At 69.6% G+C, this 23,871-nt stretch carries 23 protein-coding genes; 9 read left to right on the top strand and 14 right to left on the bottom strand.

What is annotated here, in order from left to right; translation table 11 throughout:
* The first annotated feature begins 151 nt into the window (after positions 1-151).
* The 4 genes from queF to O5O54_RS03935 all read left to right on the top strand — a co-directional run bounded on the left by queF (position 152) and on the right by O5O54_RS03935 (position 3,710).
* On the top strand, positions 152-610 hold the full coding sequence (queF, locus tag O5O54_RS03950) for a preQ(1) synthase (RefSeq protein WP_279479086.1): 459 nt from the start codon (positions 152-154) through the stop codon (positions 608-610).
* Positions 611-693: 83 nt separating this feature from the next.
* A complete protein-coding gene (ribB, locus tag O5O54_RS03945) occupies positions 694-1,809 on the top strand; it encodes a 3,4-dihydroxy-2-butanone-4-phosphate synthase (RefSeq protein WP_279479085.1) in 1,116 nt (371 codons plus the stop codon).
* Between the two features lie 46 nt (positions 1,810-1,855).
* Positions 1,856-2,749, top strand: a complete 894-nt coding sequence (locus tag O5O54_RS03940) for a VOC family protein (protein ID WP_279479083.1) — start codon at positions 1,856-1,858, stop codon at positions 2,747-2,749.
* Position 2,750: 1 nt separating this feature from the next.
* Positions 2,751-3,710, top strand: a complete 960-nt coding sequence (locus O5O54_RS03935) for a glutathione S-transferase family protein (protein WP_279479080.1) — start codon at positions 2,751-2,753, stop codon at positions 3,708-3,710.
* Here O5O54_RS03935 and O5O54_RS03930 read toward each other — a convergent pair.
* Together O5O54_RS03930 and iolB are read right to left on the bottom strand one after the other, a co-directional pair.
* Positions 3,707-4,726, bottom strand: coding sequence for a zinc-dependent alcohol dehydrogenase family protein (locus tag O5O54_RS03930; protein ID WP_279479077.1), 1,020 nt, complete (start codon positions 4,724-4,726; stop codon positions 3,707-3,709). The two genes, O5O54_RS03935 and O5O54_RS03930, sit on opposite strands and share 4 nt — an antisense overlap.
* Positions 4,727-4,746: 20 nt before the next feature.
* Positions 4,747-5,547, bottom strand: coding sequence for a 5-deoxy-glucuronate isomerase (gene iolB / locus O5O54_RS03925; RefSeq protein WP_279479075.1), 801 nt, complete (start codon positions 5,545-5,547; stop codon positions 4,747-4,749).
* 152 nt (positions 5,548-5,699) lie between these two features.
* On the opposite strand from iolB, the gene O5O54_RS03920 reads away from it, so the two are divergent.
* The 4 genes from O5O54_RS03920 to iolE all read left to right on the top strand — a co-directional run bounded on the left by O5O54_RS03920 (position 5,700) and on the right by iolE (position 11,370).
* Positions 5,700-6,560 (top strand): MurR/RpiR family transcriptional regulator, encoded by an 861-nt coding sequence (locus tag O5O54_RS03920; protein ID WP_279479074.1) that lies wholly within the window; start codon positions 5,700-5,702, stop codon positions 6,558-6,560.
* A gap of 76 nt (positions 6,561-6,636) precedes the next feature.
* Positions 6,637-8,547, top strand: a complete 1,911-nt coding sequence (iolC, locus tag O5O54_RS03915; RefSeq protein ID WP_279479071.1) for a 5-dehydro-2-deoxygluconokinase — start codon at positions 6,637-6,639, stop codon at positions 8,545-8,547.
* A 42-nt stretch (positions 8,548-8,589) separates the two neighbouring features.
* Complete coding sequence (iolD, locus tag O5O54_RS03910; RefSeq protein ID WP_279479070.1) at positions 8,590-10,443, top strand: 3D-(3,5/4)-trihydroxycyclohexane-1,2-dione acylhydrolase (decyclizing); 1,854 nt, start codon at positions 8,590-8,592, stop codon at positions 10,441-10,443.
* A 24-nt stretch (positions 10,444-10,467) separates the two neighbouring features.
* The gene (iolE, locus tag O5O54_RS03905) at positions 10,468-11,370 is read left to right on the top strand and encodes a myo-inosose-2 dehydratase (RefSeq protein ID WP_279479068.1); all 903 of its coding nucleotides are present in this window, start codon (positions 10,468-10,470) and stop codon (positions 11,368-11,370) included.
* On the opposite strand, the gene O5O54_RS03900 is transcribed toward iolE, so the two are convergent.
* The 10 genes from O5O54_RS03900 to O5O54_RS03855 form a co-directional block, all read right to left on the bottom strand.
* A complete protein-coding gene (locus tag O5O54_RS03900) occupies positions 11,367-11,906 on the bottom strand; it encodes a transcriptional regulator (protein ID WP_279479066.1) in 540 nt (179 codons plus the stop codon). The genes iolE and O5O54_RS03900 overlap by 4 nt on opposite strands.
* Positions 11,907-11,969: 63 nt before the next feature.
* A complete protein-coding gene (locus O5O54_RS03895; RefSeq protein WP_279479064.1) occupies positions 11,970-12,821 on the bottom strand; it encodes a fumarylacetoacetate hydrolase family protein in 852 nt (283 codons plus the stop codon).
* Positions 12,822-12,834: 13 nt separating this feature from the next.
* Positions 12,835-13,581, bottom strand: coding sequence for an SDR family NAD(P)-dependent oxidoreductase (locus O5O54_RS03890; protein WP_279479062.1), 747 nt, complete (start codon positions 13,579-13,581; stop codon positions 12,835-12,837).
* A gap of 64 nt (positions 13,582-13,645) precedes the next feature.
* Entirely contained in the window at positions 13,646-14,668 is a 1,023-nt protein-coding gene (locus O5O54_RS03885) for a LacI family DNA-binding transcriptional regulator (protein WP_279479061.1), read from the bottom strand.
* 88 nt (positions 14,669-14,756) lie between these two features.
* Positions 14,757-14,915 (bottom strand): hypothetical protein, encoded by a 159-nt coding sequence (locus O5O54_RS03880; RefSeq protein WP_279479058.1) that lies wholly within the window; start codon positions 14,913-14,915, stop codon positions 14,757-14,759.
* Between the two features lie 79 nt (positions 14,916-14,994).
* Complete coding sequence (locus O5O54_RS03875; RefSeq protein WP_279479057.1) at positions 14,995-15,837, bottom strand: metal ABC transporter permease; 843 nt, start codon at positions 15,835-15,837, stop codon at positions 14,995-14,997.
* Positions 15,834-16,697 (bottom strand): metal ABC transporter permease, encoded by an 864-nt coding sequence (locus O5O54_RS03870; RefSeq protein WP_279479055.1) that lies wholly within the window; start codon positions 16,695-16,697, stop codon positions 15,834-15,836. Before O5O54_RS03870 ends, O5O54_RS03875 begins: the two co-directional genes overlap by 4 nt.
* Entirely contained in the window at positions 16,694-17,491 is a 798-nt protein-coding gene (locus O5O54_RS03865; protein WP_279479053.1) for an ATP-binding cassette domain-containing protein, read from the bottom strand. The genes O5O54_RS03870 and O5O54_RS03865 overlap by 4 nt, the downstream gene beginning before the upstream one ends.
* The gene (locus O5O54_RS03860) at positions 17,488-18,360 is read right to left on the bottom strand and encodes a metal ABC transporter substrate-binding protein (protein ID WP_279479424.1); all 873 of its coding nucleotides are present in this window, start codon (positions 18,358-18,360) and stop codon (positions 17,488-17,490) included. Before O5O54_RS03860 ends, O5O54_RS03865 begins: the two co-directional genes overlap by 4 nt.
* A 154-nt stretch (positions 18,361-18,514) precedes the next feature.
* Positions 18,515-20,116, bottom strand: coding sequence for an alpha-amylase family protein (locus tag O5O54_RS03855; RefSeq protein ID WP_279479051.1), 1,602 nt, complete (start codon positions 20,114-20,116; stop codon positions 18,515-18,517).
* A gap of 193 nt (positions 20,117-20,309) precedes the next feature.
* Here O5O54_RS03855 and O5O54_RS03850 point away from each other — a divergent pair, with 193 nt between their 5' ends.
* Complete coding sequence (locus tag O5O54_RS03850; RefSeq protein WP_279479050.1) at positions 20,310-21,071, top strand: hypothetical protein; 762 nt, start codon at positions 20,310-20,312, stop codon at positions 21,069-21,071.
* Here the strand turns inward: O5O54_RS03850 and O5O54_RS03845 are convergent.
* Complete coding sequence (locus O5O54_RS03845; RefSeq protein ID WP_279479422.1) at positions 21,060-22,688, bottom strand: lysine--tRNA ligase; 1,629 nt, start codon at positions 22,686-22,688, stop codon at positions 21,060-21,062. The two genes, O5O54_RS03850 and O5O54_RS03845, sit on opposite strands and share 12 nt — an antisense overlap.
* Positions 22,689-22,834: 146 nt before the next feature.
* Complete coding sequence (locus tag O5O54_RS03840; RefSeq protein WP_279479048.1) at positions 22,835-23,602, bottom strand: transporter substrate-binding domain-containing protein; 768 nt, start codon at positions 23,600-23,602, stop codon at positions 22,835-22,837.
* Between the last annotated feature and the right edge of the window lie 269 nt (positions 23,603-23,871).

Raw genomic sequence — 23,871 nt, 5'->3', positions numbered from 1 at the left:
ATGCGGCTGCCAGAGGGGCCCGGCCTGGCGCTCTTCGCTTAACCAGCCTCACAAAAAGTTGCAAGCGACGTGATGGATAGCCGTCGCGGTTGATGCGGCGCGACTCCGGGTCTACCCAGCCCATCGACGCATCCGATCGGAAAGCCCACCCATGTCCACCACGACCCTGACCCAGCTCGGCACCGAAGCGCGCCCGGCCGCCAGCCCCGACGAAGCGGTGTTGGAAACGGTGCCCTACGTCAGACGCGAGGGGCCGCCCGCCATCGTCCGCTTCACCGCCCCGGAGTTCACCTCGCTCTGCCCGGTCACCGGCCAGCCCGACTTCGCCCATCTCGTGATCGACTACGCGCCGGACCAGCGCCTCGTCGAATCGAAGTCGCTGAAGCTCTTTCTCGTGTCCTTCCGCAACCACGGCGCCTTCCACGAGGACTGCACGGTGATGGTCGGCCGGCGCATCGTGGAGGCGACGCAGCCGCTCTGGCTGCGCATCGGCGGCTACTGGTATCCGCGCGGCGGCATTCCAATCGACGTGTTCTGGCAGACCGGCGCGTCGCCGGAAGGCGTCTTCCTGCCCGACCAGGGCGTGCCGCCCTATCGCGGCCGGGGCTGAGCGACCGGCGAACGCAGCGTCGCCGTTGATCGGCAGCGCATGCCCGTCTACACGCCTTCGAAAGACAGGCAGGGGGAACCGCCATGGAACTGGACAAGGTCGAGGACGCGATCGCCGCGATCGCCGCGGGCGAGCTCGTGGTGGTGGTGGACGACACCGACCGGGAGAACGAGGGCGACCTCATCATGGCGGCCGCGCGCGCGACGCCGGAAAAGATGGCCTTCATGATCCGCCACACGAGCGGCATCCTCTGCGTGCCGATGACGGGCGAGCGGGCGAACCGCCTCAACCTGCCGCCGATGGTCGCCAACAATCTCGACCCGATGCGCACCGCCTTCACGGTCTCGGTCGACTACCGCGTCGGCATGACGACCGGCATCGCGGCAGAAGAACGCGCGGCGACGGCGCGTGCCCTGTCCAACGACAACGTGCCGGGCACCGAGTTCCTGCGCCCCGGCCACATGTTCCCGCTGATCGCGCGCGAAGGCGGCGTCCTCACGCGCTCCGGCCACACGGAAGCCGGGACCGATCTCGCCACGCTCGCCGGCCTTCCGCCGGTCGGCGTGCTCGCCGAAGTGGTCAACGACGACGGCACGGTGAAGCGCCTGCCCGAGCTCATTCCCTTCGCCCGCGAGCACGGGCTCAAGATCGTCTCCATCGAGGACCTCATCTCCTACCGCATCCGGCGCGAGAGCTTCGTGACCTGCGTGCGCGAGGAGGAGATGATGATCGGCGGCCTCAAGGGCCGCATCCGCGTCTACGAGACGCCCTTCGACGACATGCAGCACGTGGTCGCCCTCTTCGGCGACGTGCGCTACGCCGAGAAGGTGCCGACGCGCATCCACCGCGAGCAGCCGGTGAGCGACCTCTTCGCCAAGGTGCGCGGACGTCCGAGCTGGGTGGAACTCGCCGTCGACAAGCTGAAGGACCGCGGCCAGGGCATCCTGATGCTGCTCCGCACGCCCGAGGTCGACCAGTTCGAGGCGGCGCCCACCCCCGGCGAGCCGGTGACGGACGGCGAGCGCCACGGCAGCGCCAAGGCGCGCCGCCAGCGCTGGCGCGAGGTCGGCATCGGCGCGCAGATCCTGCGCGATGTCGGCGTGCGCTCGATCTCGGTGCTCGCCACCCACGAGCGCGCCTATGTCGGCCTGACCGGCTTCGGCATCGAGGTGGCCGACACGATCCTCGTCGACGACTGACCGTTCAACGGGAGCCATCTCGGCAGGAGGGCGGCGGAGGCCTTATGTGGACGGAGCCGGCGGCGGGACCGCCGGCTTCGCCTGGAGCGCCGCCATGAGCCTGCCCCATACGCCCTTGCGCATCGGCGCCGTGTCGCTGACCGTGCGCGATCTCTCCCGCGTCGCGGACTTCTATCGCGAGGCGATCGGCCTCTCGGAAACGGGGCGCGACGCCGGCACGGTGCATCTCGGCGCCGGCTCCACGACTCTCCTCGAACTGATCGAAGCCCCGAGCGCGCCCTTGTCCGGCCGCCGCTCGGCCGGGCTCTTCCACACGGCCTTCCTCCTGCCGGACCGGGCGGCGCTCGGTCGCTGGCTGCGCCATGCCGCGACCTCGCGCCTGCCCCTCCAGGGCGCCTCCGACCACGGCGTCAGCGAGGCGATCTATCTTGCCGACCCCGAAGGCAACGGCATCGAGGTCTATGCCGACCGGCCGCAGGCCGAGTGGCCGGTCCTTGGCGGCGCGCTTCAGATGGTGTCCGATCCGCTCGACGCCGACGACCTCCTGGCCGCCGGCGGAGACGCCGCGTTTGCCGGCGTGCCGGACGGCACCACGGTCGGCCACGTGCACCTCCAGGTCGGCGATGTCCCGGCGGCCGATCGCTTCTATACCGCCGCGCTCGGCCTCGACGTCATGCAGCGCAGCCCGAGTGCCACCTTCCTGTCGAGCGGCGGATATCATCACCATGTCGCCGGCAACATCTGGAACAGCCGCGGCGCGCCCCCGCGCGATCCGGCAGCCACGGGCTTGAGAAGCTTCGAACTCCTCGCCCGCGACGAGGCTGCCTTCGCAGGCGTGGAAGCCGCGATCCTCGCCGCCGGCGTCACGGCCGTGCGGCAGGGCGAGACGATCCACCTGACCGACCCGGCCGGCGTCGGCATCGCATTGCGGAGAGGCTGACATGCTGGTCGACGGACGCTGGACGGAGAACTGGCAGCCGGTGCAGGGCGTGGACGCCAAGGGCGGCTTCGTGCGCCAGACTTCGAGCTTCCGCCATTTCGTGACGCCGGACGGCGCGCCGGGACCGACGGGCGACGGCGGCTTCGAAGCGGAGGCCGGCCGCTATCATCTCTATGTCGCGCTGATCTGCCCCTGGGCCTCGCGCACCCTGATGGCGAGGCGCCTCAAGGGCTTGGAGGACGTCGTCTCGCTGTCGATCGTGCGCCCCGAACTCGGGCCCGAGGGCTGGCGGTTCGGCGCGGGCGAAGGATCGACGGACGACGACGTGAACGGCGCGCGTTTCGTCCACGAGCTTTATACGAAGTCCGATCCCCACGTGAACGGGCGGGCCACCGTGCCCGTCCTCTGGGACAAGCGACGGGGCACGATCGTCAACAACGAGTCGGCCGATATCCTGCGCATCTTCAACACGGGGTTCGGCGCGCTCGCCCGCGGCGACATCGACCTCTACCCCGCCGACCTCGCCGCCGAGATCGACGCGCTTAACGATTGGATCTACCCGCGCCTCAACAACGGCGTCTACCGCGCCGGCTTCGCGACGACGCAAGGCGCCTACGAGGAAGCCTATGCCGCCGTCTTCGAGGCGCTGGACACGCTGGAGGATCAGCTCGCCACGGGCGGCCCGCTCCTTTTCGGGCGCCGGCTGACCGAGACCGACCTTCGCCTCTTCGTCACGCTGATCCGCTTCGACGCGGCCTATCACGGCCTCTTCAAGTGCAATCGCCAGCCGCTCGCGAGCTACCCCGCGCTCTCCGCCTATGTCCGGCGCGTGCTCGACATTCCCGGCATCCGCGAGACCGTGTCGATCGACCACATCAAGCGCGGCTATTATTCCATCAAGGCGCTGAACCCGAACGGCATTGTTCCGCTCGGGCCGGACCTGTCGGCGCTGGGTCTCTAGGGCACGACGATCGCCCGGATCTCGCCGCCCGGCGCCTTGTTCGAAATCGCGGCGACGCCCTCTTCGAAGCCGATGCGGCGCGAGACCAGCGGTTTCACGTGAATCGCACCGGACGCGATCAGCGCGGCGGCCCTGGCATGCGTGAACGGGTTGACGAAGGAGGTCAGGAACCGGACTTCCCGGAACAGGAGGTCGAAGGGCTCGATCTCGACCTTTTCCCCCTGCGGCAGCACGCCCAGCAGAAGCACGCGGCCGCCGCGAGCGGCCAGCCGCGGCGCCTGTTCCACCGTATCGCGCACGCCGGCCGCCTCGACCACGAGGTCGGCCCCGCCCGGCAGAAGACCATGCACGCCGGCAACGAGATCCTCGACGCTTCCCGTCGCCGGGTCCACCGTCTCGGTCGCTCCCAGTCGTTCGGCCAGGACCCGCTTTTCCGCGCTGCGCGTGACGAGGACGATGCGCGTGGCGCCCGCAAGGCGCGCAAGCTGCACCACGAGAAGGCCGATCAGCCCGCCGCCGAGCACCACCACCGTCTCGCCGGGGCGGATCGCGGCGATGTCCATGCCGTGGATGCAGCAGGCGAGCGGCTCGGTGAAGGCGCCGTGGACGGGATCGAACCCATCGGGCAGGCGGTGCGCCTGGCCCTCCGGGAGGAGGACATAGTCGGCAAAGCCGCCGTCGCGGTGGATGCCGATGGCCCGGAGGTTGCGGCACAGGTGCACCCGTCCCCGGTGACATTCCGGGCAGCGCCCGCAGGCGATGTTGGGATCGCCCGTCACCGTCATGCCGGGCGCGAAGGCGGCGACGCCCGGCCCGACCGCTTCCACGGTGCCGGCGAACTCGTGGCCGAGCGTGACGGGCGGCGCTGCGGGAAACTCGCCTCGGAGGAGATGCCGGTCGGTGCCGCAGATGCCGCAGGCCCCGACGCGAACCAGAAGCTCGCCGGCACCCGGCACCGGCGTCTCGACCTCGCGCAGGGCGAGTCGCCCAACGCCTTCCAGACGGATCGCGCGCATGTTCCCCCCTGCCGCTCGCCTTAGATGCCCGTGAAGAGCCAGGCATGCTCGTCGGCATTGTGGAACTTCCACGCCCGCTTCGGCCCGGCCATCACGTTGAGATAGTAGCTGTCGTAGCCGTGGATCGCCGCGACCGGATGGTAGCCGCGCGGCACCAGCGAGACGTCCCGGTCCTCCAGCGCCATCGCCTCGTCCAGCGAGCGGTCGTCGGTGTAGACGCGCTGGAAGGCGAAGCCCTGCGGCGGGTTGAAGCGGTGGTAGTAGGTCTCCTCCAGATAGCTTTCCGCCGGCAGTGCGTCCTGGTCGTGCTTGTGCGGCGGGTAAGAGGAGGTGTGGCCGCCGGGCGTGATGACCTCGACGACGAGCAGGGCATGGGCCGCCCCGTCGTCCTCGGGCATGATGTTGGTGACATGGCGGACATTGGTGCCTTTGCCGCGAACCGTCTGCCTGTGGGTGCCCGGCGCGATGCGACGCGCGGCAAAGCCCGGCGCGCCCGGCGCCGAGCACACGGCCAGTTCCACCGCCGTCTCGGCCTCGACGCGCCAGGCGGCGCCCATCGGCACGTAGACCGCGTCCGGGGCGCCCTCGAACGGGCTCATGCGTTCGCCGACAATCCCGAAGTCCTCCTCGCCGACCCGGATGCGTGCCCGGCCCGAGACGAGGACGAGGCAGACCTCGCGCTCGCCCGTCTCGCCGCCCGCCCCCTCGCCGGCTTCCAGCCGATGGAGAGCGAAGCCGACATGGCTCCAGCCGGCGCTTTCCGGCGTGATGTCGTGGACCAGGCCCTTCTCGGCCTCCGGGCGGACTTTCAGTCGGGACATGGCGTGGCCTCCTCCGGCGTGGCCTTCCCTCATAGACGGTCTTTCCCGAACGGTGAAGATATGGCCTCATGCGTCTGGAACGGATATTCCACGAACGGTCCGCCCGCGGCGAATCGCCGGGGCTTGACCGAAGTGCAAGGGGGGCCGGCTCGATGGAACCGACCGACACGCAGTCCGTACCGGCCGACTTCGAGGCGCTGAAGGCCGATCTTCTCCAGCGCAAGAACCGGCTGCCCAAGCGGCTGCGGCAGGTGGCCGAGTTCGCGTTACACAATCCCGACGACATCGCCTTCGGTACGGTGGCCAGCATCGCCGGGGCGGCGGACGTGCAGCCCTCGACGCTGATCCGCTTCGCCCAGCATCTCGGCTTCGAGGGCTTCTCCAGCCTGCAGTCGCTGTTCCGCGAACGGCTGCGGGGGCGCCAGAGCGCCTATGGCGACCGGCTCGAAGGGCTTCGCGCGGGCGGCGCGGCGCCCGAAGCCGTCACGCTTCTCGGCGGCTTCACCGATGCCGGGCACCGATCGCTCGACGCGCTCTCGCGCGCCATCGACCCCGCTGCCTTCACCCGCGCCGCCGAGCGTCTGGCGCGTGCCGAGACGATCTATCTCATGGCCAAGCGCCGGTCGCATCCGATCGGCGCCTATATGGCCTATGCCTTCGCCAAGCTCGGCATCCGCTGCCAGATGGCGGGTACCGCGGCCGGCATCGACGACGATCTCCTGGCGCTGGCGACGGAGCGCGACGTCGGCTTCGCCATCTCCTTCTCCCCCTATGCCCCGGAGACGGTGGCGCAGGCACGGGGTCTGGCGAGCCGCGGCGTGCCGATCCTCTCGCTCACCGATTCCCTCTTCTCGCCGCTCGCCGAGCTTTCCGCCGAATGGTTCGAGATCGTCGAGGCGGACCATGCCGGTTTCCGCCTCCTGTCGGCTTCCATGACCTTCGCCATGGCGCTGACCGTCGCCGTGGCTCAGGAACGCGAACGCCTCAACAGGAAGGCCGGAAACGGAACATAAATTCCATATTGACATTCTATCGGCACCTGTGTTTCGGATGGTCCGGCGGCCGTAGCGGCTTTCGGGGAGGCAGTCCATGGCATCGACCACGCTCGACATCGTCACGATCGGCCGCGCGTCGGTGGATCTCTACGGTCAGCAGATCGGCACCCGGCTGGAGGATGTCGGCTCCTTCGCCAAGTCCGTCGGTGGCTGCCCGGCCAACATCGCGATCGGCACCGCGCGGCTCGGTCTGAAGTCCGCCCTTCTGACGCGCGTCGGCAACGAGCAGTTCGGCCGCTTCATCCGCGAGCAGCTCGGACGCGAGGGCGTCGAGACGCGGGGCCTCAAGACCGACCCGGAACGCCTGACGGCGCTCGCCATCCTTTCGGTCGAGAGCGACAAGTCCTTTCCGCTCCTCTTCTATCGCGACAACTGCGCCGACAACGCGCTGGAGGAAGACGACGTCGACGAGGCGCTGATCGCTTTGTCCGCGGCGGTCCTGGTCACCGGCACCCATTTCGCCAAGCCGAACACGGACGCCGCCCAGCGCAAGGCGATGCGCCTCGCCAAGGCGAACGGCGGGCGGATCGTCTTCGACATCGACTACCGCCCCAACCTCTGGGGCCTCGGCGGCCACGACACGGGCGACAACCGCTACGTCGCCTCCGCCGAGGTGTCGGCGCACCTACGCACCGTCCTGTCCGAATGCGACCTCATCGTCGGCACGGAGGAGGAGGTGCTGATCGCGTCCGGCGAAGCCGATCTCCTCGCCGCTCTCAGGACCATCCGCGCGCATTCCAAGGCGACGATCGTGCTCAAGCGCGGGCCGATGGGCTGCATCGTCTACGACGGCGCGATCCCCGACGATCTCGAACAGGGCATCGTCGGCAAGGGCTTCCCAATCGAGGTCTACAACGTGCTGGGAGCCGGTGACGCCTTCATGTCCGGCTTCCTGCGGGGCTGGCTGCGCGACGAGCCGCATGCGACGTCGGCGACCTGGGCCAATGCCTGCGGCGCCTTCGCCGTCTCCCGCCTCCTCTGCTCGCCGGAGATCCCGACCTGGGAGGAGCTGCAGTACTTCCTGGCGAACGGAAGCCCGCACCGGGCGCTGCGCCGCGACGACGACATCAATCACATCCATTGGGCGACGACGCGCCGGGGCACTTGGCCGACCCTTCGCGCGCTCGCCATCGACCATCGCATCCAGCTGGAGGAACTGGCCGGCAACGATGCGGAGCGCCTCGCCCGCATCCCAACGTTCAAGCGGCTGGCGGTGAAGGCGGCGGCGCGGGTGGCGGACGGACGCCCCGGCTTCGGCATGCTCCTCGACGACAAGCACGGGCGCGAGGCGCTGTTCGACGCCGCGAAGCAAGCCGGTTTCTGGGTGGCCAAGCCGATCGAGGAGCCGGGCTCGCGCCCGCTCCGCTTCGAGTTCGGACAGGATCTCGGAAGCCGCCTCGTCGACTGGCCGGTCGACCATTGCATCAAGGTTCTCGCCTTCTTTCACCCGGACGACCCGGCCGAGATGAAGGCGGCCCAGGTCGACAAGCTGCGCACGGCGTTCGAAGCCGCGCGCAAGGTCGGCCGCGAGATCCTGATCGAGATCATCGCGGGCAAGCACGGCCCGCTCGCCGACGACACGGTGGCCCGCGCCCTGACCGAGCTTTACGACGCCGGCCTCAAGCCCGACTGGTGGAAGCTGGAGCCCCAGGCGAGCCCCGAGGCCTGGCGGCAGATCGATGCCGTGATCGGCGCGCGCGATCCGTGGTGCCGGGGCGTGGTGCTGCTCGGGCTGGAAGCGCCGGTCGAGGCGCTGCGCGAGGGCTTTGCCGCCGCGCGCCATGCCCGGGCGGTCAAGGGCTTCGCGGTCGGTCGCACGGTGTGGGTGGATGCCGCGCGTGCCTGGCTCGCCGGCGAGATCGACGACGAGGCCGCCGTCGCCGACATGGCCGCCCGCTTCGGCGCCCTGGTCGAGGCGTGGGACGGGACGGGCGCGCGGGCCTGACGGCCCGACGAGACGAGACACGACCGGGAGGCAAGAGAAACGATGAGCGCTCAAACGGTTCGCCTGACCATGGCGCAGGCCCTGGCCCGCTTCCTGACGAAGCAGATGGTGGTGCAAGACGGAAAGACGGTGCCGATCTTCGGCGGCGTCTTCGCCATCTTCGGCCACGGCAACGTGGCGGGCCTCGGCGAGGCGCTTCACAGTGTCCGGGACGAGATCACCACCTATCGCGGGCAGAACGAGCAGGGCATGGCCAATGCCGCCGTCGCCTTCGCCAAGGCCAGCTTCCGCCGCCGCTTCATGGCCTGCACGACCTCGATCGGCCCGGGCGCGCTCAACATGGTCACCTCGGCGGCGCTCGCCCACGCCAACCGCCTGCCCGTTCTGTTCCTGCCGGGCGACGTCTTCGCCAACCGCCTGCCCGACCCCGTTCTCCAGCAGATCGAGGACTGGGGCGACGGCACCATGTCCGCCACCGACTGCTTCAAGCCGGTCTCGCGCTATTTCGACCGCATCACGCGCCCCGAGCAGATCATGCCGGCGCTCCGCCGCGCCATGCAGGTTCTGACCGACCCGGCCGAATGCGGCCCCGTCACGCTCGCGCTCTGCCAGGACGTGCAGGCCGAGGCCTACGACTATCCCTTGAACTTCTTTGCCGAGAAGGTCTGGGAGCCGCGCCGCGTCCGGCCCGACGAGGACGAGCTGGCGCACGCGGCCGCGCTCGTCAAGGACGCGAAGCGGCCGCTGATCGTGGCGGGCGGCGGCGTCCTTTATTCCGGAGCCTCGGACGCGCTCGCCCGCTTTGCGGAGGCGCATGGCGTACCCGTCGCGGAGACGCACGGCGGCAAGTCCTCGCTGCCGCACGGCCACCGGCTCAACATGGGCGCGGTCGGCGTCACCGGGTCGTCGGCCTCCAACGCGCTCGCCGCCGAGGCCGACCTGATCCTCGCCGTCGGCACGCGGCTCGCCGACTTCACCACCGGCTCCTGGGACCTCCTGCGGGAAGGCCGGCACACGACGGTCGGCCTCAACGTCCAGCCCTTCGACGCCGGAAAGAACGGCGGGCAGACGCTGGTGACGGACGCGCGCGTCGGCCTTGATCTCTTGTCGCAGGCTCTCGACGGCTATCACACCGGCGGCGGCTGGACCGATAAGGCGGAAGGCCTGAAGGCCGAATGGATGGCGGCGGCCGATGCCGCCACCGCCCCGACCAACGCGCCTGCTCCCTCCGATGCGCAGGTGATCGGCGCCGTCCAGCGGGCGCTCGGCGGGCCGAAGACGATCCTCCTCTGCGCCGCTGGCGGGTTGCCGGGCGAGCTGCACAAGCTGTGGCAGGCGGAACGGCCTGGCGGCTACCACATGGAATACGGCTTCTCGACCATGGGCTACGAGATCGCGGGCGGCCTCGGGGCGAAGCTCGCGCGCCCCGATAAGGACGTCGTCGTGATGGTCGGCGACGGGTCCTATCTCATGCTGAACTCGGAGATCTATTCGGCCGTCATGCTGGGCGTGAAGCTGACGATCGTGCTCCTCGACAATGGCGGATACGGCTGCATCAACCGGCTGCAGATGGCCTGCGGCGGGGCGAACTTCAACAATCTCCTGACCGACGCCACCCATGTCGCGCTGCCGCCGATCGATTTTGCCGCCCACGCCGCCTCGATGGGCGCCAAGACCCGCAAGGTCGCCTCCATCGCCGAACTGGAGGAAGCGTTGCGCCGGTCGAAGCCGGAGCCGGGCACCACGCTGGTGGTGATCGACACCGATCCGCTCGTGACGACGCAAGCCGGTGGCAACTGGTGGGACGTCGCAGTGCCGGAGGTCTCGGAGCGCCAGCCCGTGCGCGAGGCCCGCTCGGCCTACGAGACCGCGCTCGCCCGCCGTACCGCCGACTAACTTTCTTTCACAGAGACCCGACCCATGATCCGTTTCGGCACCAACCCGATCGCCTGGAGCAACGACGACGATCAGACGATCGGCGCCCATATCAGCCTGGAGGAATGCTTGGACGACTGCCGGCGCATCGGCTTCGACGGCATCGAGAAGGGCCACAAGATGCCCTCCGACGGCGCGGCTTTGAAGGCGAAGCTGGCCGCGTTCGGCCTCGTCTTCGTTTCGGGCTGGCATTCCCTGAACCTCCTGACGCGGAGCGTCGAAGAGGAGACGGCGGCGATCCAGCCGCATCTCGACATGCTGAAGGCGAACGGCTGTGACGTGTGCATCGTCTGCGAGTGCTCCAATGCGATCCACGGCGACGACGGAAAGGCGGTCTTACGCGACCGGCCGGTCCTTGCCGACGACGAGTGGGCGGCGTTCGGCGCCAAGCTCGAAGCCGTCGCCGCCTTCTGCGAGGCTCAAGGCATCCATCTCGTCTATCACCATCACATGGGGACGGTGGTCGAGAGCGAGGCGGAGATCGACCGGTTGATGGCCGAGACCGGCCCGGCGACCAAGCTCCTTCTCGACACCGGCCACGCCTATTTCGGCGGGGCGGATCCGGCGGCCCTTGCCCGCCGTCACATGGCCCGCGTGCGCCACATCCACGCCAAGAACGTGCGCCCGGCCGTGGCGCGCGAGGTGGAGGCGAACGATCTTTCCTTTCTCGAAGGCGTGCGCCGGGGCGTCTTCACGGTGCCGGGCGACCCGGAGGGCGGCGTCGACTTCCTGCCGGTCCTCAAGATCGCGGCCGAGCACGGCTATGACGGCTGGCTCGTGATCGAGGCCGAGCAGGACCCGGTGAAGCGGAATCCCTTTGAGTACCAATCGATGGGCCTCAAGGCACTCAAGGGCTTCGCCGCCGAGGCCGGCCTGGCCAAGTCTTAAGGGGCGTTCCGGGCGACGGCTTCGGCGCGCCGCCCGGCCTCCAGCCAGAGCCGGCGCTCGCGTTCCGCGTCGCCCAGCGCCCGGTGCTCCGGCACGGCCTCGCGGCCCATCTGCTCGATCTCCTTAAGGATCGCCGCCGCCTCATCGGCGCGCCCGGGTCCGAGATGGCGGGCGACGATCGCCGCCCGCGCCTCCTCCGTATCCTTCAGCCTCAGCGCATGGCGCGGCTGCCCGCCGCCGCGCAGGAGCACGCTCAGCCACTTTCCGTCCCAGGACGGCGCGCTGGCGAAGAGGTCGTGCGGACCGAGCATCTCCAGCATGCGCCGCGCCAGCACGTCCGCCGCCATGCCTTCGCGTGCCAGGCGTTCGCGCGTGATACCGTGGATCCCCTCCGCCTCGGTTTCCCAGTCCGTCCAGTCCGGCTGCGGCCGGATCAGGTGGCTTTCGCCTTCGCCCGTCTCGAAGACCCAGGCGACCTCGACGGGAAAGCTCTTTCGGTTGAGGGACGAGGCCTCGAAGTCGAGAAAGACGATCATGGCCTTCCAACGAAAATGGCCGGCGGATCGCTCCGCCGGCCGTTCCGATTCGATGCGTCGCCGTCAGCCCTGATAGGCCTTCACGTCCTGGCGCTGTTCGCCGAGGCCCTCGATGCCGAGGCGCATGACGTTGCCGGCCTTCAGCCAGACGGGCTCGGGCTTGATGCCCATGCCGACGCCCGGCGGCGTGCCGGTGGTGATGATGTCGCCCGGCTGGAGGCTCATGAACTGCGAGATGTAGTGGACGAGGTGGGCGACGCCGAAGACCATCGTCTTGGTCGAGCCGTCCTGGTAGCGGTGGCCGTCCACCTCCAGCCACATGGAGAGCGCCTGCGGGTCGGCGACCTCGTCGCGCGTGACGAGCCAGGGGCCGATCGGCCCGAACGTGTCGGCCGACTTGCCCTTGACCCACTGGCCGCCGCGCTCGGTCTGGAAGTGGCGCTCGGAAATGTCGTTGACGACGCAGTAGCCGGCGACGTGGCTCAGGGCGTCGGCTTCCGAGACGTATCGCGCCTCGGTGCCGATCACGACGCCGAGTTCGACCTCCCAGTCCGGCTTGATCGAGTTCTTCGGGATCACGACGTCGTCGTTCGGCCCGACGATGGCACTCGTCGCCTTCATGAAGAGGACGGGCTCGGACGGCACCGCCATGCCGCTTTCGGCCGCGTGGTCGGCGTAGTTGAGGCCGACGCAGATGAACTTGCCGACGCGACCGACGCAGGGGCCGATGCGCGGGCTCCCCTCGATCGCCGGCAGCGAGCCGAGATCGGCCGCGCGGATGCGCGCGAGGCTCTCGTCCGACAGCGCCTCGCCGGCGATGTCGTCGACGAGGCCCGACAGGTCGCGCAAGGTTCCGTCCTCCAAGCGGATGGCCGGGCGCTCGCGGCCCTTCTCTCCGACGCGCAGAAGCTTCATGTCTGTCTTCCCCTCAATAGGTGGTGCGGCCGCCGGACAGGTCGAAGACCGAGGCGGTGGTGAAGGAATTGTCCTTGGACACGAGCCAGGCGACCATCGCGGCGGCCTCCTCGACCTCGAGGAACCGGCCGCGCGGGATGCGCACCAGCATGTAGTCGATGAACTCGGGCGTCAGCGTCTCGAGGATCCGCGTCTTGGCGGTGGCCGGCGTGATCGCGTTGACGGCGATGTCGTGTTTCGCGAGTTCCTTGCCGAGCGACTTGGTGAGGCCGATGACGCCGGCCTTCGCCGCCGAATAGGCCGAGAGGTTCGGGTTGCCTTCCTTGCCGGCGACCGACGAGATGTTGACGATGCGCCCGTAGTTGCGCGCCTTCATGGACGGCACGACCGTCCGGTTGACGTAGAACGTGCCGTTCAGATTGATCTCGACGACGCGGCGCCATTCGTCGGGGTCGTATTCGTCGAGCGGCGCGTTGTTGCCGGCGACCCCTGCGGAATTGACGAGGATCGAGACCGGGCCGACCGCGGCCTCCGTGTCGGCATGGGCGCGGCCGAGGGCGGCGAGATCCGTGATGTCCACGGTCTGCGACGAAGCGGCCTCGCCGAGGTCGGCCACCGCGTCGGCGAGAAGCGCTGCGTTCGTGTCCCACAGGCTGACGCGGGCGCCGGACGCCACGAGCCGCTGCGCGATGGCAAAGCCGATGCCCTGCGCGCCACCGGTGACGACGGCCACCTGACCGTCCAGATCGATGCGATTCATGCGTCCCCTCCCAAGGCTGCCTCCGTCTTGTTTAACGTTACATGGCAGGCGCCGCAAGCCGCGCTCAGCCCGTCTCGCCGGGCAGGAAGGCGACCGGCAGGCAGATGTCCTGCTCTTCGAACCGTCCCGTTTCCAGCCGCTTCAGCATGGTCTCGCCGGCCCGCTCGCCGAGTTCGTAGGCGGGGGAGGCCAGCGTCGTCAGGCGCGGCCGGGCGTGCCGGTGGGCGGGAAAGTCGTTGAAGCCGACGACGCGCACGACATCCGGCACCGCGACGCCCCGGTCGAGGAGATGGAGGAGCGCGGCCGACGCGATCTGGTCGTTGGCGCCCCAGACGGCGCCGGGCAGGCCGTGGGCGGCGATCCAGGCGCCGAGCGCCTCCTGGACGGCCGAGAAGTCGTCGTGGTCGACGCGGATCGTGCCGGCCGGCGGGCCGCCGAGCCCGGCCTCCAGCCCTGCCAGCCGGTTCTCGATCGCCGGCCAGCTCTGGTGCGGCAGCATGGCGAGGACGGACCGGACCCCGAGCCGGGCGAGGTGCTCGCCGACGCGGCGGCCACCGGCCTCGTCGTCCTGCCGCACGAGGCAGAGGTCGCGGCCGTCGGTCGGGACGCGCTCCTGAAACAGGACCAGCGGCTGGCCGAGGCCGCAGAGCCGATCCACGACCTCGGCCCTGGCCTCGCGCGGGCCGGAGACCATGGCGCAAAGGCCGCCGACGTCGTAGCTGCGCATCAGGCCGGAGTTGGCCAGCGCTTGCGGATGGACGCCAGACAGCGTCAGCGTCCAGTCGGCGCGGTTGAGGACGTTGGCGAGGCCGGCGACGAGCTGGGCGGTGAAGAAGTTGGCGAGAAAGGCGGGCGATTCGTCGACGATCACCATGCCGATCGAGCGGGGGCCGGCGCCGCGAAGATTGCGGGCGCTTTCCTGGCGGCGATAGCCGAGCCGCTGGATCGCAGCCTCGACACGCGCGCGCGCCGCGGCGCCCACGAACTGCGTCTTGTTGTTGATGACGTTGGAGACGGTCATCGGCGAGACGCCCGCCTCGCGCGCGACGTCCTTGATCGTCGCCCGGCCCTGCCTTTCGGCGTTCATGCGCCCTCCCCGGCCGGCGCATCGTCTCGGCGCCGCCGGGAATCAGTCTTAGCGAGGATGCCGTGCCCGCGCCAAGCCCGCGCCCGGATCAGGTCGGATTGTTCGGCGGCGTCGTCGTGCCGGGCGCCATTTCGTTGCCCATCAGCCCGAACCCGTCGGACCAGAGGCCGATCAGGAACAGGGCCACCAGGATGGCCACCACGATCAGAACCGTTGCTTGCGACCGCGTCCGCTTGCCTTCCCGCATGATGCCCCCTTTCCCTTTTGGCGATGACGGGCCAACGGCGGCGGCGGGCGGAGGTTTCGGACGAAATCGTCAGCCGGGTTCAGGCCGTTGGCGCGCTCTCCGCCTCGCGCGGCGCGCGCCGGCCGAAGAGGAGCGCGAGGATCCAGCCGGCCGACATGACGAGCACGACGGTCGGCGCGGGCGCGCTGTCGAGGAAGACGGAGAGATAGATGCCGAGGGTCGAGGCGAGCGCGGCAAAGACGCCTGCCACCACCAGCATCCAGCCGAAGGAGCGAGCGAGAAGGAAGGCCGTCGCGCCCGGCGCGATCAGGAGCGCCACCACGAGAATGATGCCGACGGCCTGCATGGAGGCGACGATCGCCGCCGACAGGGCCGCCAGCAGCCCGTAGTGCAGAAGGCGCACGGGGAGGCCCGAGACACGCGCCTGCACGGGGTCGAAGGCATGGAGGAGAAGGCTGCGCCAGGACAGGAGCACGAACAGGAGGACGGGCAGGACGATCCCGGCGATCTCCCAAAGATCCGCCGGCACGAGGCCGAGAAGGTCGCCGAACAGGATGTGGTCGAGATGGAGCGCCGAGCGCACCTTGGCGTGGAGCACGAGCCCCAGCGCGAACATGCCGGCAAAGGCGACGCCCATGGCGGTGTCTTGTTTGATCCGGCTGTTGTTCTTGAGGAAGCCCGAGCCCGCCGCGCAGAAGAGGCCGGCGGCGAAGGCGCCGAGCGCCAGCGGCAGTCCGGCGGCATAGGCGAGGACGATGCCGGGCAGCACGGCGTGGGACACCGCGTCGCCCATCAGCGACCAACCCTTGAGCACGAGGAAGCAGGACAGGAGCGCGCAAGGGACGGCGATCAGCAGGCCGGCCAGAAAGGCGTATTGCAGGAAGTCGATCTGGAAGGGGAAGAGGAGGTCGGCCGCGCTCACCGGAGCGCCTCCCGCGCCGCCTCGCCCGCGCGCCGGCGCGCGGCCAGAATCCCGTGGCGGGGCGCAAGCACGAAGGCCAGGAGGAAGAGCGCGGTCTGGAGCACCACGATCACGCCCCCCGTCGCCCCGTCGAGAAAGTAGCTGAGATAGGCGCCGATCCCGCTGGTGAGCGCGCCGATGGCCACCGACAGCGCGATCATGCGCCCGAACCGGTCGGTCAGGAGATAGGCGGTGGCGCCGGGCGTCACCACGGCGGCGACGACGAGAAACGCGCCGACGGTCTGCATGGCAGCCACAGTCGAGGCGCTGAGCAGCGTGAAGAACAGGGCACGCCAGAGCGTGGGGTTGAGGCCGATCGTGCGCGCGTGGTTCTCGTCGAAGAACACGGCCATGAGGGTGTGCCAGGTGAGGAGGAGGACGGCGAGGGTCACGCCCGCGATGAGGACGAGCTGCACGGTATCGGCGGGGGTGACGGCCAGGATGTTGCCGAGGACGATCGCCTGGATATCCACCGGCACCGGCGAGATCGAGACCATGAACAGGCCGAGGCCGAAGAAGGAGGTGAAGATCAGCCCGATCACCACGTCCTCCTTGAGGCGCGAGACGCGGGCGATCAGAAGGATCGCGGCGGCCGCGAGGCCGCCGGACAGAAAGGCGCCGATCGAGAAAGGCAGGCCGAGCATATAGGCCCCCGCGACGCCCGGCACGATGGAATGGGACAGGGCGTCGCCGATCAGCGACCAGCCTTTCAGCACCACGAAGGCCGACAGAAAGGCGCAGACGCCACCGACGAGGGTCGAGACCCAGATGGCGTTGAACATGTAGTCGTAGGTGAAGGGCTCGAGGAGCGCGGTGCTCACGCAAAGGCTCCGGCCGGTTCGGGGAGAGGGCCGGCGAGCGGCGGCACCGCGCCGGGCAGGCCGCCGCGCAACGCGCCGCCGAAGGCCCGCTCGAGATGGGCCGGCGTGAAGACCTCGGCGGTCGGGCCGGACGCCAGAACCGTGCGGTTGACGAGAATCGCCCGGTCGCAGAAGTCCGGCACGGCGGCGAGGTTGTGGGTCGCGACCAGCATCGCGGCGCCCTCCCCGCGCAGATCCTTCAGGAGCGCGATGATCGCCTCCTCCGTGCGCAGATCGACGCCGGTGAAGGGCTCGTCGAGAAGGATCACCTCCGCCCCTTGCGCCAGCGCGCGGGCGAGGAAGACGCGCTTCTTCTGGCCGCCCGAAAGCTCGCCGATCTGGCGGGTGCGGAACTCGGCCATGCCGACGCGGGCGAGCGCGGCGGCGACGGCTTCGCGATCCTTCGCCTTCGGCCGGCGCAGCCAGCCCATATGGCCGTAGCGCCCCATGGTGACGACGTCCTCGACGAGGACCGGGAAGTTCCAGTCGATCTCCTCACTCTGCGGCACATAGGCGACGCGGTTGCGCTTCAACGCTTGCGCGACCGGCGCCCCGAGCACCGAGACGCGGCCCGCCGCCTGGGGCACGAGGCCGAGGACGGACTTGAAGAGGGTCGACTTGCCCCCGCCGTTGACGCCGACCAGCGCGGTGATGGAGCCCGCTGGAACGGTGAACGAGGCGTCCCGCAGGGCGACGTGGCCGTTGCGATAGACGACGGTGAGGCCGGTCGCCTCGATGCCGAGGGCCGCGCTCACGAGGAGAATCCGGAAGCGATGGTGTCGGTCGTCACGCGCAGGAGGTCGAGATAGGTCGGGACCGGCCCGCCCTCCTCGCTCAAGGAATCGACGTAGAGGACCCCACCGTAGCGCGCGCCGGTCTCGCGGGCGACCTGGTTCGCCGGATCGGGCGACACCGTGCTCTCGGAGAAGACGACGGGGATGTTCTCGGCCTTCACCGTATCGATCACGCGGCGCACCTGCTGGGGCGTGCCTTGCGAATCCGCGTTGATCGGCCAGAGGTAGAGTTCCTTGAGGCCGAAGTCGCGCGCGAGATAGGAAAAGGCGCCCTCGCTGGTGACGAGCCAGCGGTGCCCCTCGGGAAGCGCGGCGAGGGACGCGCGCAGCGGCTCGACGCTGGCCGTGATCTCGCCCTTGTAGCGGTCGGCATTGGCGGCATAGGTCGCGGCATTGGCCGGATCCTGCGCGCTGAGCGCATCGCGGATGTTGTCGACATAGGTGAGCGCGTCGGTCGGCGACATCCAGGCATGCGGGTTGGGTCGGCCCTGGTAGGGCCCCTCCCCGATCAGGATGGGCTCGATGCCCTCGGTGAGGACGGCCGAGGGCTTGTCGCCGAGTTGGCTGAAGAAGCGCTCGAACCAGAGCTCGAGGCCGAGCCCGTTCCAGAGCACGAGGTCGGCGTCTCGCACCGACAGGATGTCGCGCGGCGTCGGCTGGTAGTTGTGGATCTCGGCGCCGGGCTTGGTGATGGACACGACCTCCGCTTTGTCGCCCGCCACGTTGCGGACCATGTCGGCCAGCACCGTGAAGGTCGTCGCGACCTTGAGCCTTTCGGCCGCGAAGGCGGGCGGTGCGGCAAGGCCCGCGACGATCGCCAGGACGGACAGGGCGAGGCTTCGCCGGGAAAGGGGCACTGGATATCTCCGATGACGACGGGTCGATCTTAGAATATGCAGTTGCGAACGGTTTGCAAGTAGAGCCGTTCCCGTCGGTGAGCGCATCGTTTCGTGAGCTGGGAAGCGTCAGGGCATCGCCGCGCCGTCAGGCGAGGCGCAGCCACTCGAATCCATAAGGACCAAGACGCCATTCTCCCGCCGCGCCCTGCGGCTCGCCCACGGCCTGGCGCAACAGGTTGACGCAGCGCCGGCCCTCGACCACCGGCGCGAGGTCCACGGTGACGGGCCGCTCGCCGAGATTGTGCAGCGTCACCACCTCCCCGTCGCGCCAGCGGGCGCGCAACCCCAGGACCGACGGCGCGCCGAAGTCGATCACCTCCGCCTGCGCCCAGCCGATCTCGCGGGCGGCGCGGCGCGCCCGCACCAGGCGCTGGACGATGGAGAAGAGCGAATCGCCCTCCACCTTCTGCGCCTCGGCGTTGACGAAGGCCGGCGCGAAGGGGCCGGACAGAACCGGCGCGCGGACCCAGGCCTTCGGGTCGGCGGCCGAGAAGCCGCCCGCCCCGTCCGGCGTCCATTGCATGGGCGTGCGCACGGGATGGCGTTCGGGCAGCGCGAGATTCTCGCCCATGCCGATCTCGTCGCCGTACCAGAGGACGGGCGTGCCGGGCAGGGCCAGCATCAGCGAGAAGGCCATGCGGATCCGGCGCTCGTCGCCGCCCAGCATGGGCGCGAGGCGGCGGCGCAGGCCGCGCTCGTAGAGCTGCATGTCCTTGTCGGGACCGAAGGCGGAAAAGACCTCCTCGCGCTCCCCGTCCGACAGGCGGCCGAGGTCGATCTCGTCGTGGTTGCGCAGGAAGGTCGCCCATTGGGCGATGTCGGGAATGGCCGGCAGATCCTTCAGGAGGGCCGCGACGGGTTCCGCCTCCTGCCGGGCGAGGCCCAGGAACAGGCGCTGGTTGAGCGGGAAGTTGAAGATGAGGTGGAGGCGGTCGCCGTCGCCGAAATAGTCGCCCGCTTCCTCCATCTCGATATTGGCCTCGGCGAGGAGGATCGCCTCCGCCCGGCGCCAGGACAGGAAGGACTGGAGCTCGGCGAGATAGGCATGCGGGTCGTCCTTCAGGTCCTCGAGGATGAAGGGTGCGGCGTCGATGCGAAAGCCCGAGACCCCCAGCGCCAGCCAGAAGCCCATGATGCGCTGGATCTCCTCGCGCACGGCGGGGTTGGCGATGTTGAGGTCGGCCTGATGCTCGTAGAAGCGGTGGTTGTAATACTCCCTCCGCTTGCGGTCGAAGGTCCAGGTGGACTGCTGGACGCCGGGAAAGATCACGCCCTCCTCGGCGTCGGCCGGCTTGTCCTTGCGCCAGACATACCAGTCGCGGAAGCGGGAGGACGGGTCGGAGCGGCTCGCCTGGAACCAGGGATGCTCGATCGAGGTGTGGTTCACCACGAGGTCGACGATGACGCGCAGGCCCCGGTCGCCGGCGGCCTGCATGAATTCGGCGAAGTCGCCGAGCGTGCCGTAGCGCGGATCGACATTGTAGTAGTCGGAGACGTCGTAGCCGTTGTCGCGGTTGGGCGAGGGATAGAAGGGCAGGAGCCAGATGCAGGTGGCACCCAGCGCCTCGATATGGTCGAGATGGTCGGCGAGACCCCGGAAGTCGCCGATCCCGTCGCCGTCGGAATCCTTGAAGGCGTCGACGTCGACGCAGTAGATCACCGCGTTCTTGTACCAGAGGTTCTGCATCCGACGTCTTTCCGCTGGGGCCCCGGAGCTTAGCTAGGGTCGGAACGGCCGATGACAGGCGGCGATGCGACGTTGCCCGGATGGCGGCGGGCGTCGGAACAAGAGACTGTCGCAGCAGGGCGCCCGCCTTTAGTCTGGACCGGACCCGGCCAAAGGCGGCGGCACCGGGCGCAGGAAGAGGAACGACGACCCCATGCAATCGCTGCGGATCGCTCTCGGGCTTCTGGCCCTCGTCACGACCTTCTTTCTCCTGGTGCCCGTCGAGCCGACGCTGATCGCCGGCCGGTCCGCTCCCTCCGAGCCGGCGGTCGCGATGCCTGAGGCCGCCCCCGAGCCGCCGGCAGTCGCCGCGTCCGCCGAGCCCGCGCCCGGAACCCCGGTGCGCAGGGTCGGGCCAGCGGCCGTCGAGACCACCGCCCTCACCCGCCTGCCCGCCGCTGCGAGCGGCGCGGCGACCCCGCCGCAGGCCATGGAGCCGGAGGCGCCGGCCGCCACGGCACCCCAGGCGACGCAGGAGGCCGCGGCCGCCGAGAAGCCCGCCGGCCCCGACTACCGCATGTTCGCGCGGCCGATCGCGGTGGATGCGCGCACGCTCAAGACGGGCGAGATCACGCTTCTCGTCGCGGGCGTCGAACCCGTGGCGAGCGATGCGCGCTGCGCCGACGGGGCGCAGGCCTGGCCCTGCGCGACGCGCGCCCGCACGGCGCTGCGCGGCTGGATCCGCGGCCGCTCCGTGCTCTGCGCCGTGCCGCCCGAAGCGGCCGGCGCGCGCGAGATCACGGCGCCCTGCCTCCTCGGCGAGGAGGACGTCGGCGAATGGGTGGTGCGCAACGGCTGGGCCCATGCCGCGCCCGGCAGCCGATACGAGGCGGCCGAGCGCGAAGCACGCGAGGCCCGGCGCGGCGTCTGGGCCTATGGCATGGCGGAGGAGGCCTCGGCCCGTTCAGGCGGCTGAGACGAGCCGCCCGGCCAGCGCGTCGGCGATCAGCCGGCGCGTCTCGTCGATGCCGTAGAGCGCGACGAAGGAGCCGAAGCGCGGGCCCCGCTCCTGCCCGATCAGGATCTGGTAGAGCGCGGAGAACCACTCCAGCGACACGCCGGGGCCGCCGTCCGGTCCCTTCTTCTTCGCGTCCTGATAGCGCGGGATCGGGCGGGCGGCGTCGAGCACGGCATCCTGGATCGCCGCGGCGTCGGCCCCTTCGGGAAGTGCCGCCAGCCGCCGGTCGAGATCCTCCAGCGCCCCGCGCTCCACCTCGTCGGGCGCGCGGAACCGCTTGGTCGGGCGCACGAAGTCCTCGAAATAGCGCAGCGCATAGCCGACCAGCCGGTCGAGCTCGGGATCGGTCTCGGCCGTCACGCCCGGCGCATAGCGCGAGATGAAGCCCCAGAGCGTCTTGGGATCGGAGGCGTTGGAGGCCGAGACGAGGTTGAGGAGCAGCGCGAAGGAAACCGGGATGCCCTTCACCGGGGGCTCGCCGCCATGGATATGGAAGACCGGGTTCTGGAGGCGCGATTTGGCGTCCTGCCGCTCATAGGCGGCGGCAAAGGCGTAGTAGTCCTCGACGGCCTTCGGGATCACGTCGAAGTGGAGCCGCTTGGCCGCCCGCGGCTTGCCGAACATGTAGAGGCCGAGGCTTTCCGGCGAGGCGTAGGTCAGCCATTCCTCGATCGACAGGCCGTTGCCCTTGGACTTGGAGATCTTGGCGCCTTCGGCGTCGAGGAACAGCTCGTAGACGAAGTGCTCGGGCGCCTCGCCGCCGAGGATCTCGCAGATCCGGTCGTAGACGGCGGCGTTGGTCTGGTGGTCCTTGCCGAACATCTCGAAATCGACGCCGAGGGCCGCCCAGCGCATGCCGAAGTCCGGCTTCCACTGAAGCTTCACCCGGCCGCCGGTGACGGGCAGGGTCGTTTCCGTGCCGTCCTCGTCGAGGAAGGTCACCGTGCCCGCCTTGGCGTCGACCGCCTTCATCGGCACGTAGAGGACGCGTCCGGTGGTCGGCGAGATCGGCAGGAAGGGGCTGTAGGTCGCCTGGCGCTCGGGGCCGAGCGTCGGCAGCATCACGCCCATGATGTCGTCGTAGCGCTCCGCCGCACGCAGGAGCACCGCGTCGAAGCGGCCCGATCGGTAGTAGTCCGTGGCGCTCGCGAACTCGTAGTCGAAGCCGAACGTGTCGAGGAAGCGACGCAGCATCGCGTTGTTGTGGCCCGCGAACGTCGCCTCCTCCCCGCCGAACGGGTTGGGCACGTCGGACAGGGGGCGCTGGAGATGGGGCTCCAGCGCGGTGCGGTCGGGCACGTTGTCGGGGATCTTGCGCATCCCGTCCATGTCGTCGGAAAAGCAGATCAGCCGGGTCGGGATCGCGTCCTCGGTCAGGATGCGGAAGGCCTGGCGCACCATCGTCGTGCGCGCCACCTCGCCGAACGTGCCGATATGGGGCAGGCCCGAAGGCCCGTAGCCGGTCTCGAACAGGGCCTCCCGCTTGCCCGTCCGCTTCAGGCGGTCGACGATCTTGCGGGCTTCCTCGAAGGGCCAGGCCTGCGAGGTCGCAGCCGCATCGAGAAGATCCGGCATGTCGCGGCTCAGCGCCGCTACGCTCTCAATCGCCATGGTCGGTCACCCTTCACGCCCCGGCCCGACGCAGAAAAGAGGCGTCGTCCGGCAAGTCCAGCCTTCGTCTATGGTTTCGGGCGCCGCGCCGTCAACGGCGGGTCGGCGCTTCAAAAGGCGCTGACGGGAAAATAGCGCAGGAGGAGTTCCGACATGCGCCCGCTCGCCACGATCCGGCCGATTGCATAGTCGAAGGCCGCGCGCAGGTCCTCGTCCTCCGGCTTCACCGCGATGGCGAGTCCTTCGCCGAGAAAATGGTCGGAAAGATACGGCCCGCCGGCAAAGGCGCAGCAGTCGGCCGCCGCCTCGCTGGACAGCCAGAAGGACAGGCCGACCCCGTCGCCGAAAACGGCGCGCACCCGCTCGGCCCGCAGCGCCGCCAGCGCTTCGTCGCGCGTGGGCAGGCCGACCACCTCGGCCTGGGGAAAGAAGGACCGCAGCATGGCTTCGTGGGCGCTGCCGGAGACGACGCCGACCCGGACGCCGGCCAGACCCGATCGGAGCTCGGCATCCATCGGCTGTCCGGCGAGCGTGACGAAACGGGCGGGATAGCGGAAGAACGGATGGGTGAAGGCGAAGCGGGAGCGGTTGTCGGCGTTGATCGCCAGACCCGCGATCACTGCCTCCCCGTCGCCTGCCGTCAGGAGGTCGCCCAGTTCCGTGAAGGGCCGTGCCTCGATCTGGCAGCGGGCGGCGATGTCGAGCTCTTCGCAGATCGTGCGGGCGAGATCGACATGGAAGCCCGCCAGACGCCCCCGCTGGTCCAGGAAGTTGAACGGCGCGAAATCGACGGAGGTCAGGAAGCGGATGCGGGCGCGGGCCGACAGGTTCGGCTCGGCGAAGCGCTGGCCCTGGTCCCAGAAGTTGGGTGTCGGCACGACCGGAGCCGCAGGCGCTACCGCTCCCGCGCCCGCTTGGCCCCAAGCCGGCACAACCAGCGCGATCATCGCGGATAGAGTTGCGGCTAAAAATACACGCAAGGATATCTTCTCCGTGACCGCCCGGTGGCGCAGGATGACCCAACGTCAGGTTCATCCCGCCCTCGGGAGCAGCGTTTGCGTTCATCCGAATATGCGGTCCCGAGCGCGGACGCCAGCGGCCAGGTCGGCCTTCCTTCCCTTCCTGAAGACGCGACGGATCGATCCTC

Origin of the sequence: Aureimonas sp. SK2 (assembly GCF_029813115.1) — a bacterium.
GTDB lineage: Bacteria > Pseudomonadota > Alphaproteobacteria > Rhizobiales > Rhizobiaceae > Aureimonas.
This window is presented reverse-complemented; position numbering and strand designations above follow the sequence as displayed.

Excerpts from the sequence above, each read along its gene's own strand:
- O5O54_RS03935 (WP_279479080.1), top strand. The coding sequence starts at position 2,751 with ATGCTGGTCGACGGACGCTGGACGGAGAACTGGCAGCCGGTGCAGGGC.
- iolD (WP_279479070.1), top strand. The coding sequence starts at position 8,590 with ATGAGCGCTCAAACGGTTCGCCTGACCATGGCGCAGGCCCTGGCCCGC.
- O5O54_RS03885 (WP_279479061.1), bottom strand. The coding sequence starts at position 14,668 with ATGAACGCCGAAAGGCAGGGCCGGGCGACGATCAAGGACGTCGCGCGC.
- O5O54_RS03855 (WP_279479051.1), bottom strand. The coding sequence starts at position 20,116 with ATGCAGAACCTCTGGTACAAGAACGCGGTGATCTACTGCGTCGACGTC.
- ribB (WP_279479085.1), top strand. The coding sequence starts at position 694 with ATGGAACTGGACAAGGTCGAGGACGCGATCGCCGCGATCGCCGCGGGC.
- O5O54_RS03895 (WP_279479064.1), bottom strand. The coding sequence starts at position 12,821 with ATGAAGCTTCTGCGCGTCGGAGAGAAGGGCCGCGAGCGCCCGGCCATC.
- iolB (WP_279479075.1), bottom strand. The coding sequence starts at position 5,547 with ATGTCCCGACTGAAAGTCCGCCCGGAGGCCGAGAAGGGCCTGGTCCAC.
- O5O54_RS03900 (WP_279479066.1), bottom strand. The coding sequence starts at position 11,906 with ATGATCGTCTTTCTCGACTTCGAGGCCTCGTCCCTCAACCGAAAGAGC.
- O5O54_RS03850 (WP_279479050.1), top strand. The coding sequence starts at position 20,310 with ATGCAATCGCTGCGGATCGCTCTCGGGCTTCTGGCCCTCGTCACGACC.
- iolE (WP_279479068.1), top strand. The coding sequence starts at position 10,468 with ATGATCCGTTTCGGCACCAACCCGATCGCCTGGAGCAACGACGACGAT.
- O5O54_RS03930 (WP_279479077.1), bottom strand. The coding sequence starts at position 4,726 with ATGCGCGCGATCCGTCTGGAAGGCGTTGGGCGACTCGCCCTGCGCGAG.
- O5O54_RS03880 (WP_279479058.1), bottom strand. The coding sequence starts at position 14,915 with ATGCGGGAAGGCAAGCGGACGCGGTCGCAAGCAACGGTTCTGATCGTG.
- queF (WP_279479086.1), top strand. The coding sequence starts at position 152 with ATGTCCACCACGACCCTGACCCAGCTCGGCACCGAAGCGCGCCCGGCC.
- O5O54_RS03845 (WP_279479422.1), bottom strand. The coding sequence starts at position 22,688 with ATGCCGGATCTTCTCGATGCGGCTGCGACCTCGCAGGCCTGGCCCTTC.
- O5O54_RS03890 (WP_279479062.1), bottom strand. The coding sequence starts at position 13,581 with ATGAATCGCATCGATCTGGACGGTCAGGTGGCCGTCGTCACCGGTGGC.
- iolC (WP_279479071.1), top strand. The coding sequence starts at position 6,637 with ATGGCATCGACCACGCTCGACATCGTCACGATCGGCCGCGCGTCGGTG.
- O5O54_RS03920 (WP_279479074.1), top strand. The coding sequence starts at position 5,700 with ATGGAACCGACCGACACGCAGTCCGTACCGGCCGACTTCGAGGCGCTG.